The sequence below is a fragment of the Microbacterium daqui genome (genome assembly GCF_050408675.1).
In the GTDB taxonomy this organism is placed as follows: Bacteria; Actinomycetota; Actinomycetes; order Actinomycetales; family Microbacteriaceae; genus Microbacterium.
The window spans coordinates 1-12,972 of the sequence record NZ_JBNTKF010000037.1; the positions used below are offsets into that span (position 1 = coordinate 1).

10 protein-coding genes and 1 pseudogene are annotated in these 12,972 nt (G+C 62.9%); 5 read left to right on the plus strand and 6 right to left on the minus strand.

Features of this window, described 5'->3' with window-relative positions; all coding sequences use genetic code 11:
• Positions 1-354: 354 nt before the first annotated feature.
• Both gdhA and ACQUSY_RS13150 read right to left on the minus strand, forming a co-directional pair.
• Positions 355-1,701 carry an NADP-specific glutamate dehydrogenase gene (gene gdhA, locus ACQUSY_RS13145; RefSeq protein WP_428904896.1) on the minus strand — a complete coding sequence of 449 codons (1,347 nt, stop codon included), beginning with the start codon at positions 1,699-1,701 and terminating at the stop codon, positions 355-357.
• 254 nt (positions 1,702-1,955) lie between these two features.
• The gene (locus tag ACQUSY_RS13150) at positions 1,956-2,888 is read right to left on the minus strand and encodes an AraC family transcriptional regulator (RefSeq protein ID WP_428904897.1); all 933 of its coding nucleotides are present in this window, start codon (positions 2,886-2,888) and stop codon (positions 1,956-1,958) included.
• Positions 2,889-3,200: 312 nt separating this feature from the next.
• On the opposite strand from ACQUSY_RS13150, the gene ACQUSY_RS13155 reads away from it, so the two are divergent.
• Complete coding sequence (locus ACQUSY_RS13155) at positions 3,201-3,587, plus strand: DUF3054 domain-containing protein (protein WP_428904898.1); 387 nt, start codon at positions 3,201-3,203, stop codon at positions 3,585-3,587.
• A 68-nt stretch (positions 3,588-3,655) separates the two neighbouring features.
• Here the strand turns inward: ACQUSY_RS13155 and ACQUSY_RS13160 are convergent, their stop codons facing one another.
• The gene (locus tag ACQUSY_RS13160; RefSeq protein ID WP_428904899.1) at positions 3,656-7,105 is read right to left on the minus strand and encodes a bifunctional proline dehydrogenase/L-glutamate gamma-semialdehyde dehydrogenase; all 3,450 of its coding nucleotides are present in this window, start codon (positions 7,103-7,105) and stop codon (positions 3,656-3,658) included.
• A gap of 123 nt (positions 7,106-7,228) precedes the next feature.
• Here ACQUSY_RS13160 and ACQUSY_RS13165 point away from each other — a divergent pair, with 123 nt between their 5' ends.
• Positions 7,229-8,137 carry a LysR family transcriptional regulator gene (locus tag ACQUSY_RS13165; protein WP_428904900.1) on the plus strand — a complete coding sequence of 303 codons (909 nt, stop codon included), beginning with the start codon at positions 7,229-7,231 and terminating at the stop codon, positions 8,135-8,137.
• A 398-nt stretch (positions 8,138-8,535) separates the two neighbouring features.
• Positions 8,536-9,840: a malic enzyme-like NAD(P)-binding protein gene (locus ACQUSY_RS13170; protein WP_428904901.1), complete on the plus strand. Its 1,305-nt coding sequence runs from the start codon at positions 8,536-8,538 to the stop codon at positions 9,838-9,840.
• A 61-nt stretch (positions 9,841-9,901) separates the two neighbouring features.
• Here the strand turns inward: ACQUSY_RS13170 and ACQUSY_RS13175 are convergent, their stop codons facing one another.
• Together ACQUSY_RS13175 and ACQUSY_RS13180 are read right to left on the minus strand one after the other, a co-directional pair.
• Positions 9,902-10,036, minus strand: coding sequence for a methionine/alanine import family NSS transporter small subunit (locus ACQUSY_RS13175; RefSeq protein ID WP_428904902.1), 135 nt, complete (start codon positions 10,034-10,036; stop codon positions 9,902-9,904).
• A pseudogene (locus ACQUSY_RS13180) lies at positions 10,033-11,473 on the minus strand (SLC5/6 family protein). Before ACQUSY_RS13180 ends, ACQUSY_RS13175 begins: the two are co-directional and overlap by 4 nt.
• 33 nt (positions 11,474-11,506) lie before the next feature.
• On the opposite strand from ACQUSY_RS13180, the gene ACQUSY_RS13185 reads away from it, so the two are divergent.
• Positions 11,507-11,992 carry a GNAT family N-acetyltransferase gene (locus ACQUSY_RS13185; protein WP_428904903.1) on the plus strand — a complete coding sequence of 162 codons (486 nt, stop codon included), beginning with the start codon at positions 11,507-11,509 and terminating at the stop codon, positions 11,990-11,992.
• 3 nt (positions 11,993-11,995) lie between these two features.
• Here ACQUSY_RS13185 and ACQUSY_RS13190 read toward each other — a convergent pair whose 3' ends face one another.
• A complete protein-coding gene (locus ACQUSY_RS13190; protein WP_428904904.1) occupies positions 11,996-12,262 on the minus strand; it encodes a MerR family transcriptional regulator in 267 nt (88 codons plus the stop codon).
• A gap of 113 nt (positions 12,263-12,375) precedes the next feature.
• Between ACQUSY_RS13190 and ACQUSY_RS13195 the strand changes: the two genes are divergently transcribed.
• Positions 12,376-12,798: an Hsp20/alpha crystallin family protein gene (locus ACQUSY_RS13195; protein ID WP_428904905.1), complete on the plus strand. Its 423-nt coding sequence runs from the start codon at positions 12,376-12,378 to the stop codon at positions 12,796-12,798.
• Positions 12,799-12,972 lie beyond the last annotated feature (174 nt).

Sequence of the window (12,972 nt, forward strand, 5' to 3'; positions counted from 1 at the left end):
CAACACAATGCGGAGCTTCTTCTCCGCCGGGATCGTCGGGGGACGACTCATGATGATTCAGACCTTTCAATAGGGGCGCTGCCTCAGCAACTAACTACCCCTGCCACATAGTCTGACGCGCGACACGCTCAACCAACAGGGAAAGCGACCCGCTCAACCAACAGGGAAGGCGCCCGCTCAACCAACAGGGAAAGCGACCCGCTCAACGGCGAGGGCAAGAAAAGGGGCCGCTCAACGTGCACAACAGGGCTCGCTCACCCCCCCTCGAGGGCAGAATCGAGGGCTTCAGACAAACAAGAGACGCGGCACGGGAGTCGAAACCCCCGTACCGCCTCACAGCGATAACGCTAGAGCTTACACAACACCCATCGCGGTCATCGCGTCGGCCACCCGGAGGAAGCCGGCGATGTTGGCGCCGGTGCTGTAGCTACCCGGGGCGCCGTACTCGTCGGCGGTCTCGAGGCAGCTGTCGTGAATGTCGGTCATGATGACCGAGAGACGCTGGTCGGTGTACTCGAAGCTCCACGAGTCGCGCGAAGCGTTCTGTTGCATCTCCAGGGCGCTCGTGGCCACACCACCGGCATTGACGGCTTTGCCCGGGGCGAAGCGCAGGATCGGGTCTTCGACGAAAACACGCGTTGCTTCGGGGGTGCACGGCATGTTGGCACCCTCAGCGACGATGATGCAGCCGTTCTTCACAAGCGTGATGGCAGCCTGCTCGTCGAGCTCGTTCTGCGTGGCACACGGCAGCGCGATGTCGCACGCAACGTCCCAAATCGAGCCGTTCGATACGAACGTGGCGTCGCGCTCTTCGGCGTACTCCGAGATGCGTCCGCGACGCACTTCCTTGATGTTCTTCACGAGCTCAAGGTCGATGCCGTTTTCGTCAATGATGTAGCCAGACGAGTCACTCATCGCGACGACCTTGCCACCGAGCTGGTGCACCTTCTCGACCGCGTAGATCGCAACGTTACCCGAACCCGAAACGACGACGCGCTTGCCTTCGAAAGAATCATTCGAAGCCTTCAGCATTTCGCGAACGAAGTAAACGGTTCCGTAGCCCGTGGCCTCGGTGCGAACGAGCGAGCCGCCCCACCCGATGCCCTTACCGGTCAGCACGCCCGACTCGTAACGGTTCGTGATGCGCTTGTACTGGCCAAACATGTAGCCAATCTCGCGGCCGCCCACGCCGATGTCACCGGCAGGAACGTCGGTGTACTCGCCAATGTGGCGGTAGAGCTCGGTCATGAACGACTGGCAGAAGCGCATGATCTCATGGTCGCTGCGGCCCTTGGGGTCGAAGTCGGAACCACCCTTGCCGCCGCCGATGGGCATGCCGGTGAGAGCGTTCTTGAAGATCTGCTCGAAGCCGAGGAACTTAATGATGCCGAGGTAAACCGACGGGTGGAAGCGCAGGCCACCCTTGTACGGGCCCAGTGCGGAGTTGAACTCAACGCGAAAACCGCGGTTCAGCTGAACGCGGTTGTTGTCGTCCGTCCACGGCACACGGAAAATGATCTGGCGCTCCGGCTCGCAGACTCGCTGCAGAATGGCGGCTTCGGTGTATTCCGGACGCTTCTGAATAACGGGAGCGAGGCTCTCAAAGACTTCGCGGACGGCTTGGTGAAACTCTGCTTCGCCGGGGTTTCGCGCCACGACTTCGTCGTAGATCGAAACAAGGCGATCGTGTACAGGCGTCATAGAAACTGCAATCCAACTCTGTGCAATCACTTGCGTGCTTGCGTTTTTTGGGGAGGGGCTCCGGCGTTCCGAAGCGGCCCGCGGCCTCAAATGCAAGTAGAGGATCCCTCGCTCGCAAACGGCTTCTGCGCGCACGCCACCCGGGTCGAAAGGCGCGAAACGCGTCATGCCAAGGCATCGCCGGTGAAGCCGCAGTTCTCTGAGCATACCTGCCGACTCTCGATGCGCCACATCCAGATTTCAGAGGGCCAGTTTTATGACGAGATTGGAACCACGGCGCCGGTAGCAACGCGGCGACGGTATGAAGACGGCGATTCGCCCGTCATCTGCTTGAACGTGCGCAACAGGCGATCTTCGCTCCCGAAGCCCGAAAGGTGCGCGATGCGACGGATCGAAAACGACGGTTCATTGATCAGCAATTGCTCGGCGTGAGCGGCACGGCGGTCGCGAATAAGCGTCGCAATCGACGGTCCGCGGCCCTCGAACAGCCCATACAGATAGCGGCGCGATGAGCCGAGCGCCGCGGCAATGCGGTCGGCGTCAAGTTCAACGTCGGTGTAGTGCTCGTCGATCAGTTGCATCGCGCGAGCACGCGTCTTCTCAGTGACGTCATCGGTGAGCTGATCAGAATCGTGCTCAGCCAGAATTCCGATGAGAACCTCGATGATGCCCGCCTCAAGCACCAGTGCTTCATCTTCCGGGCATCCGCCGAAGATGCTGTCAACCATCCTCAGGACGGCAGCGCACAGCACCCCGCCTTCCCAGCACTGGCCGTTGAGCTGACGGGTGTCGATACCGCGAGACTCCAGATAGCGGAACGGCAAATGTGCAACGGTCAGCGCGGTACCCGGTTCGGTACGCGACTCGAGCGGGCGATCCATCCGAAACGCGGCAACGCCGCCGGGGCGATGAATCTGCGTTTGCCCCTCCGACGTCGCCGTCATCTCCCCCTCGTGCAAAAAGCCGAGCGAAAGGGTCGCGGCGTAATCATCAGCGAGGTATTCGTGGTCGCGACGAAAGCTAAAGCCACCACCGTTGTAGCGATACAGCGTGATTCTGCGACCCCGCCAAATCTGAATTTCATCGCCGTGAACAGCGGAATGCCCACCCCAGAGCCTGACCTCGGCCATCGCGTGCAACTCGTCGAACCCTGAGCGGCTCGCCACACGCTGGTCTTGACTCCTCATACAAACACCTCTCCCGTTGGTGCTGCAACAACGCCGTCGACGTTGCCGTCAGGGCAACGACAACGACAACATCGCACGCATTCGGGTGTGTGCGACGAGCATTTGTTGTTCCCCCCAGGTACAACCACTATCCAGTCTATCCCGCGCCTCTGACATCCACAGTCGATTTGATATCGAAAGCGGAACACTTCGCGGTTTTGCACCCAGTATGCAGATGCTTGGCAGGAGGGATCGTGGCGAGTGGAGGGCGGCTGCAGAGGAGCGGAACCACCGGTGCGGCTGCGACACTGGTGCCCCTGCGACAATGGTGGGGTGACTACGTCCCCTCGCCCCTCAGCTCGCACGATTTCACTGTCGTTTCTTACCGACCTGATTTTGGTCGTGCTGTTTGCCGCGCTCGGCCGCGCTTCGCACGACAGCGAGCCGTTCGGCATCGGCCTGATCGGCACCGCGTGGCCGTTCGTTGTCGCGCTCATGATCGCGTGGGCGGCAAGCTTCGTGCTACGAAAGCCCACCGCCGTGGTTCCGACGGGTCTCATCATTTGGGTTGTGACGGTCGCTGGTGGTCTCGGTATTCGCGTGCTCGCCGGCGACACGGCCGCGGTGCCGTTCATCATCGTGGCGACGATTACACTCGCCGTTTTCTTGCTCGGCTGGCGCCTGATCGCGATGCTCGTCACCAAGAAGCGCCGCGCTTAACACCAGCACCCCAGACAGCGAAAACCGGCCCGATGCGAAAAGCACCGGGCCGGTTTTGCGTTACGGCATTACAAGAAGGCGTCGGTGAGGTGGTTGGCCGTACCGAAGCGGTGGGCGGTGACCGACACTGCCTGCTCCTGCACGAATGGCAGCATCTCGATGCGACCGGCCTCCGTGACGGCGCCCGCGTAGATCGCAAGATCCGGCGCACCGTTCGTTGCCTCAGCAAGCTGCTTGGTGGTTCCGCCGATCAAACGCACCCGCATACCCATGCGGTCGTGCGGCAGTGCGCCGATGCGAGCGGCGAACGCGGCATCGTCTTCAACGGTGACGACACCCGCGCCAGCAGCTTCGGCGAGGTGGCTGGGCACGGCAACCGCGCTCGACACCGTCACCGTCGCACCGGCACGCTTCGCAGCACCGAGCACGCGCACGAGCGACACGAGCGGCTCGCCCTCCGAAAGCCGCACGTGCACGTGGCGCGGGCGGTAGCGGAACACGTTGCGCTCAGCGGTGAGGCCTGAGCGGTCGATTGCCGCACCAAACTCCTGCGCGAAGGCCGCAGCGTCACTCGCGAATGCGCGGGCAAGCATCGCCTTCTCCGCCGCCGTGCCACTGAAGGCACCTTCGAGTGGCGAGATCGTTGCTGCCGGTGCGATCGTGGCTTGCGCCGGAAACCACGTGCCGAGGCCGATCAGGTAGTTCGGGCCACCGGCCTTGGTTCCGGCACCAACGGCCGACTTCTTCCAGCCACCGAACGGCTGGCGCTGCACGATAGCGCCCGTGGTACCGCGGTTGACGTAGAGGTTTCCGGCCTCAATGTGCGTGAGCCACTGGTTGATTTCGGCGGCGTCGAGCGAGTGCAAGCCCGACGTTAGACCGTAGTCAATGTCGTTCACGATCGCGATGGCCTCGTCGAGCGTCTTCGCGGTCATGATGCCGAGAATCGGGCCGAAGTACTCCACGCGGTGGTACTCGCTGCCGCGCTGCACGCCGTCGCGCACGCCCGGGCTCCACAGCTTCGCGCTGTCGTCGAGCTGGCGCGGCTCGATCAGCCACGACTGGCCAGACTCGATGGTCGTGAGCGCGGTCTTGAGCTTGCCGCGTGCCGGCTCAATGATCGGCCCCATTTGGGTCGTCGCGTCGGTCGGGTAGCCCACAGCGAGCGAACTGACGGCGTCAAGCAGCTGGTTCCGGAACCGCGGAGAAGAAGCGACGGAACCAACGAGCACGACGAGCGAGGCGGCCGAGCACTTTTGCCCGGCGTGGCCGAACGCGGAGGCGACGACGTCTTTCACCGCGAGGTCAAGGTCGGCGCTGGGCGTCACGATGATCGCGTTCTTGCCGCTCGTCTCGGCGAGCAGCGGGAGATCCTTCCGGAACGAGCGGAACAGTTCGGCGGTCTCGTAGCCGCCGGTGAGGATGACGCGCTCGACCGACGGGTGCGAAATGAGGCGCTCGCCGAGGGCGTTGTCGGCAAGTTGCACGAACGACAGCACGTCGCGCGGCACACCGGCCTCCCACAGCGCCTCGACCATGACCGCGCCGGAGCGACGAGCCTGACGGGACGGTTTGATGATGACGGGCGAGCCTGCCGCGAGCGCGGCGAGGGTGGAACCGGCAGGAATCGCGACCGGGAAGTTCCACGGCGGAACCACGACGGTCAGCTTGACCGGGGCGTAGGTGGCACCGTCGACGGTGTCGAGCTCCTTGGCGAGTTCGGCGTAGTAGTGCGCGAAGTCGATCGCCTCAGAGACCTCGGGGTCAGACTGATCGAGGGTCTTGCCCGCTTCAGCAGCAGCGACCTCCATGAGCTCGGCGCGACGTGCTTCGAGGGCGTCACCGGCGCGGTGCAGAATCGCGGCGCGTTGCGCACCGCTCATCGCGCCCCACGTGGTTCCGGCAGCAACCGTCGCATCGATGACGGCGTCGAGCTCAGCCTCGGTGGCGAGCACCGATGCGTCGACCGTTGCCTGGCCGAGCGTACTGGTTTGAGCCTTCGAGAGAATCTCACGACCCCACCCGCGGTTGGGCGCAACGGCGGGGTCGGTGTCTGGCGTGTTTTCGAAGCGGTCGGTCGGGGCTTCAGTCGCGGGCTGCGTGCGATCTTGCACGCGGTGCGCCGCCGGAACCGCCGTGTCGAGGTCTGCGAGCGATGCGAGGAAGCGCTGCTTCTCACGCTCGAACAGCTCAGCGCTCTCGCTGAGCTCGAAGACGGCCGACATGAAGTTGTCGCTGCTCGCGCCCTCTTCGAGGCGGCGAATGAGGTAGGCGATCGCGACGTCGAACTCCTGCGGGTGCACGACCGGGGTGTACAGCAGCAGCTCACCAACGTCGCGCTTGACGGCTTCGGCCTGGCTCTGCGCCATGCCGAGCAGCATTTCGATGTCGATGCCGTCGGTCACGCCGCGCTGCTTGGCGAGCAGCCACGAGAAAGCGATGTCGAACAGATTGTGCCCGGCGACGCCGATCTTGACGTTCTGAATGCGCTCGGGGTCAAGCGAGTATTCGAGCACGCGCTTGTAGTTCGTGTCGGAGTCTTGCTTCGTGTGCCACGTCGCGACCGGCCAGCCATGCAGCGACGCGTCAACGTGTTCCATCGGCAGGTTGGCACCCTTCACGACGCGCACCTTGATCGCGGCACCGCCGTTCGCGCGGCGAACAGCCGACCACTCCTGCAGGCGCATCATCGCCGACAGCGCGTCGGGCAGGTACGCCTGCAACACGATGCCGGCCTCGAGGTTTGTGAACTGCGGCTTGTCGAGCAGCTTCGTGAAGACCGCGATCGTGAGGTCGAGGTCTTTGTACTCTTCCATGTCGAGGTTGATGAACTTCGCGGGCTTCGCTGCGGCGGCGCGCTCGAACAGCGGCGTGAGGCTCTCGACGACGTGCTCAACGTCTTCGTCGAACGCCCACGGCGAGTGTGGGCTCACGGTCGATGACACCTTGATCGACACGTAGTCGACGTCGTCGCGCTCAACGAGAGCAATGGTTCCGTCCAGGCGACGGTTCGCTTCTTTCGAGCCGAGCACTGCTTCACCGAGCAGGTTCATGTTGAGGCGAATGCCGGGCCTTTTGATGTGCGCAATCGCGGTGCCGAGCTTCGCATCGGTCGCGTCAACGATGAGGTGGCCCACCATTTTGCGCAGCACGCCGCGGGCGATCGGAACCACGACACCGGGCAGAATGGGCGCGGCAACGCCGCCGAGACGGACGGCTGCGCGTAGTGGCCAGGGCAAGAACGCGGGCACCTGCGGGGCAATGCGGCGGAGGTTGTGGGCGGCGACCTTGAGGTCTTCGGGGCGCACGACACCGTCGACGAAGCCGACCGTGAAGTCGAGGCCGTTAGGGTCTTTCAGCACGCCGGCGAGGCGCTGACCCGAGACGTCGGGCGGAATCGAGGCGGCCGTTTCAAGCCAGCGGTGCACGAGCGCGATGGCGTCGTTTGCGAGCGCATCACGGTCGGTGGCGGAGAGTCCGGTTGATCCGGAGTGTGCCGGGTGGGCAACAGCAGTCATGTCATTCCTCGTGGGTGGCATTGGGTCGTCATTTCTGAGTATGGGCACTCCAACGCATAAGCAAAAGCGACGAAAACTAACTATTAATGGTTAGCTGTAATTACGTATTTGCGGGAGGTCACGATGCTGGATGTGCGCCGGTTGCGGTTGCTGCGTGAAGTGCAGGTGCGCGGAACCATTGCTGCGGCTGCTGAGGCGCTCAACTTCACGCCGTCGGCGGTGTCGCAGCAGCTGAGTTTGCTCGAGCAAGAGACCGGCGTTGAACTGTTGCGCCGCGTGGGCCGCCGGGTGCAGCTCACGCCGCAGGCGGAGATTCTGGCCCGTCACACCGAAGATCTTCTCGCCACGTTGGAGCGCGCCGAAGCCGACCTGTCGTCATCGCTCACGACGGTGTCGGGCACCGTGCGTATGGCCGTGTTTCAGTCGGCGATGCTCGCGCTGCTCCCTCGCACCCTCACTCGCATGCACGACACCCACCCCGACGTGCGCATTGAAATGACGCAGCACGAGCCCGAGACGGCGCTCGCCGACACGTGGGCGCGCGACTTCGACCTCGTGGTCGCCGAGCAGTATCCGGTGCACGCGGCGGCGTGGCACCCGGGCCTTGACCGACGTGAACTGCTGCGTGACGCGATTCGCCTGGCCGTGCCACCCGGCGCAAGTGCCTTCGGAACCATTGCCTCCCTCGCAGACGCAGCTGAGGTTCCGTGGGTCATGGAACCTCGGGGCGCAGCCAGCCGCCACTTCGCCGAGCAGGCCTGCCGCAGCGCGGGGTTCGAGCCCGATGTGCGGTACCAGACGGCCGACCTGCAGGCGCAGATCCGCCTCATTCGCTCGGGTAATGCGGTGGCGTTTATTCCGGATCTGCAGTGGGCAGGCGAGAGCCCGACGTGCACGCTCGTCGACCTGCCCGATCTGCCGCGACGAACGATTTTCACCTCAACGCGAGAATCAAGCGCGGGCCGCGGCGCCATCGTTGCGCTGCGCGAGACTCTCGAGGCCGTCGCGAGGGAGCACGTTCCGGCGGCGTGATGTCGTTGGATGTTGCGGTGAATTAACCCTTGCCGCGCAGGCGCGGGCGCGGGCGGGAGTTAACTACGTCAATCGGCGCCGCAGCCGCACACCGTGCTGACCACTGGATGGGACGCCGCAAGAATCCGGATTTTTTCTGTTTTGTGACGCTTGGCAGGAACTTCTTCTCGCTTCGCGTGAAATTGCCCTGCCGAATTGTGGTTTCGGCCCTTATGGTGATTCTCACGCGCTCAACAGCGCTGGCTCGGTGCCCGGTCGAACTGACCGCTCACCCGCCGATGGGGCTCACTCTTCTCGTCGGTGAACCTGACGAGACATCTGCCGTCTGGGTTCAACCTCTCTCTGCCGCCGTGCGCGACATTCTTCTGGCATTGCGCCAAGCCCCAAAGGATTCCGACGTGACCATCATCGACCCCACCCGCACCACAACTCCCGCCGAACAATTGACGATCGACGCTCTGGCGTACCACGAGCACCCGCGCCCCGGAAAGCTCGCCGTCACGCTCACGAAGCCCGCCGAAAACGCTCGTGACCTGACGCTCGCGTACAGCCCCGGCGTGGCAGCACCGGTGCGTGCCATCGCGGACGACCTCGACGACGCGTACCGCTACACGAACAAGGGCAACCTGGTCGCCGTCATCAGCAACGGCACCGCCATTCTCGGGCTGGGTGCGCTGGGCGGTCTCGCGAGCAAGCCGGTGATGGAGGGCAAGGCTCTGCTCTTCCGTCACTTCGCCGGCGTCGACGCGATCGACATTGAAACCGAAGAGCGCGACATCGACAAGTTCGTCGATGCGATCGCCGCGATCTCGCCGACGTTCGGTGGCATCAACCTGGAAGACATCGCCGCACCCGATTGCTTCGAAATTGAGCGCCGGCTGATCGAGCGGTGCAACATTCCGGTGTTCCACGATGACCAGCACGGAACCGCGGTGATCGCGGTCGCCGGGCTGCTGAATGCGATCGACATTCAGGGCAAGGACATGGCCGACGTGCAGATCGTGTGCGCGGGTGCTGGTGCCGCTGGCATCGCGACGTTCCGCCTACTGCGGTCAGTCGGCTTCCCGGCCGATAACCTGACCCTCGTCGACAGCCAGGGCGTCGTGCACACCGGACGCACCGACCTCAACGAATTCAAGCGTGAGTTTGCCCGCGCCACCGAGCACCGCACGCTCGCCGATGCGATCAACGGCGCCGACATTTTCCTGGGTGTTTCTGGGCCGGGAGTTCTCACCGAAGACATGCTGCGCTCAATGGCTGACCGTCCGATCGTTTTCGCGATGGCCAACCCTGACCCGGAGATTCTGCCGAGCGTCGCCAAGGCTGTGCGCTCTGACGTCATCATTGCGACCGGCCGTAGCGACTTCCCCAACCAGGTGAACAACGTGCTGGGCTTTCCGTTTATCTTCCGCGGCGCACTGGACGTGCGCGCGTCGACGATCACGGAGTCGATGAAGGTTGCCGCGGTGCTCGCGCTGCGCGACCTCGCCCGCCAGCCCGTACCCGCCGAGGTCGAGGCCGCATACGAGGGTGAGCACTTTGAGTTTGGCCCGGAGTACATCCTGCCGAAGCCCGTCGACCCGCGTCTGCTCGGTGCGATCTCGGCAGCGGTGGCGCAGGCAGCTGTCGACTGCGGCGTCGCACGTCGCCCCTACCCCGCCCACTACCCGCTGACGTCAACCGACGACATCCGCTTCGGGTAGTGGTTCAAGCGAAACGCCCTGACATTTCGAACATGTCAGGGCGTTTCACCGTGGGTTCGTACTACAGCTCCACCGGCGGCGCCGGTTCGGTGTCTTCGACCTCGGGGTGGCGGGCGAGGTTCACGATGCCGGCGGCGAGTCCGCCCCAGACCGTGACCATCGCGACGATCATCATGATGGTGGCTTCGGTGCTCATCGCTTCACTCCCTTCTGTACGCGAACCGACCCGGTTTCGGTGTCGGGCTCGTACGCTTCGTCCACAAGGAATTCGTCGTAGCCCGGGTCGTCTTTCGCGTGCGACTTGATACTCCACGGCAGCAGTGAGAGCAGCACTCCGCCAACAACGAGCAGGGCGACCATGCCCCAGCCGAAGACTCCCAGCAGCCATCCCGGATAGCCGCCATATGGTTCCGCCAGCTTCGTCTGGAACTCGCTGAACAGCAGGTAGCCGAGAATCAGCGGCGCGAGCACCGACACCAGCAGGCGCCAGATCATGCCGATGCGCAAGCTCGAGCGGCGGTTGAGGTGCTCCTGCAGCGTCGGCAGTTTGAACAGCACCCACGACACCACGACCACAGTCACGAACGCGACGGCCATGATGCCGAACGAGTTCACGAACGCGTCGGTCGTATCGAGCACGACGAGCGCACTCGTTGTCGAGAACAACGCCATCGAGATGATCGCGAGCGGAATCGACACCACGAGCGTCGTGTTCAAGCGACGCCAGCCGAGCTTGTCTTGCAGCGCCGAGACGATGACTTCGAGAATCGAGATCATCGACGTGATGCCTGCGAAGACGAGGGCTCCGAAGAACAGCACGCCGATGATGGACCCACCGGTTGCTTGCGAGACGATCGTCGGGAAGGCGACGAAGGCGAGTCCGATACCGCTGGTCGCAACGCCTGCGACGTCGGTTTGCGCGGCTTGTGCCATGAAACCGAGAGCCGCGAACACACCGATGCCGGCGAGGATTTCAAACGACGAGTTGGCGAAGGCCATCGAGCGCGCCGGGCAAGAACAGCGCCTGCACCACGAGAATCACAAACATCACCGTCAGCAACGGCATCAGAATCATGTTCGCGGCACCGATGCCACGCTTCACGCCGAGTGCCATAATGACGATCACGACAAACCAGACGACGCCGAGCGGAACCCCGACTTGCGGCACGAAGGTTCCGGAGAGTCCGTCGGCGGGGTCACCCATCTGCAGGAAGTCGGTGAAGAAGAAGTCGTTCTCGTTACCCGCGCCCCACGTGAGCCGTGCGGAGAACCACGTGTACATCGCCGCCCACGCCACGATGACCGCGTAGTAGACGGCAATCACGACACAGATCAGTACTTGCCACCAGCCCAATGGTTCCGCCGCTCTATGCATGCGCCGGAAGGCGAGGGGTGCGGAACCACGAAAGCGGTGTCCGATGGCGTAGTCGAGGAAGAGGAGCGGAATACCCGCGGTCAGCAGTGCGCACAGGTACGGAATGAGGAAAGCGCCACCGCCGCCCTCATAGGCGACGTAAGGGAAGCGCCAAATATTTCCGAGACCGACGGCAGAACCGATCGCGGCGAGAATGAACACGTATTTCGGCAAATTATGCCTGCGCACCGTCACCCATCCTGCAGAACGGTCGCGCACTCCGCTCGCGGCGCCTGCGTAGACTGAGTCACCATGACGCCCGACGAAGCACCTGTCATTATCCGACCCATCTCACAAACAGATGCGGGCGAAGTGCTGACGTTGCAACGGGCAGCATTTGTTTCTGAAGCGCAAATCTATGGCGACCCCAACACGGCGCCGCTCGTTCAAACGCTCGACCAGCTCGAAGCTGAACTACGAAACGCGCGTGGTTTCGTAGCGATCGTTGACGGCCGTATCGTCGGCGCTATTCGGGCACGTGAGCGAGACGACGTTCTCATGATCGGCCGTATTGCCGTCGCACCCGACCAGCAGGGTGCGGGAATCGGCCAGCGATTGCTCGCAGCTTTAGAAGAAAGCACGACGTGTTCGGTGGCTGAATTATTCACCGGTAGCCTCAGCAAAGCAAATATTGAGCTGTACTCTTCGTTGGGGTACCGCGAGAGCGAGCGGGTGGAGCAGGGCGACGGAACCGCGCAAGTATTCATGCGCAAAATGCTCGCGCACCCGAAGAATTAGGCTTTACCTTCGCCCTTTTAAGCGGGCGATCTCATCCTCAAGTTCGAGGATGATTTTGATGCCGGCCATGTTAACCCCCTGTGCGCGAAGGGCACTTGCACGTGCGAGCCGCGTGAGGTCATCGTCGCTGTATCTGCGTGTTCCACCCCCACTGCGGGAGGGCTGAAGCACACCTTTCGCTTCGTAGAGACGCAACGTTGCGATCGGCATTTCGGCGAGCGTTGCGGCCACGGCGATGCCGTAAAGCGGAATTTCAGAACGTTTCATCATGTCACTTTCAAGCGGCTTGCATTTTGAACCGTCTCGGTTTATAAAATCTACACCAGCATGTACAGATTTTCTGCAGCTGGAGTTGATAATCCATTCCGAGAAAGGACATGACCATGGCAATGACATTTGACCCCTTCTCCCAATTGGACCGACTGACCGCGTCGGTGATCGACGCTGTTCGTTCCCCACGGCACATGCCTGTGGACCTCTTTCGAGAAGGAGATCACTACGTGCTAAATGCGGATCTGCCCGGAGTTGACCCTGGCTCGATCGATGTCGATATCGACGGTTCGCAGCTGTCGATCAGAGCGCAGCGCACGGCTGACTCGCGCGATGGTGTGCGCTGGCTCGCCCGCGAACGGGGTGAGGGCTCATATTTGCGACAGTTCACCCTCGGCGACGGGATCGACGTTGAGAACATCAGCGCCTCGTATGAAGCAGGAGTCCTCTCCGTGCACATCCCGGTGAGCGAGAAGGCGAAGCCGCGAAAGATCGCGGTCACCTCGGCACCCAACCAACAGTCAATCTCCGCCTAATCCTCGGGGGCTGGAATGTGCTCACATTCCAGCCCCCGATTGTTGCGGAAGTAGTGCCCCTTAAGGTGGTGTAGCCCACGGTGGCCGGCTCGTCGCTTACGACGTAAGCGCGGTCACCGTGTGATCCTTCGAGAAGTCTCTAACCTCCACTCGAAAGGCATCATCACGATGACC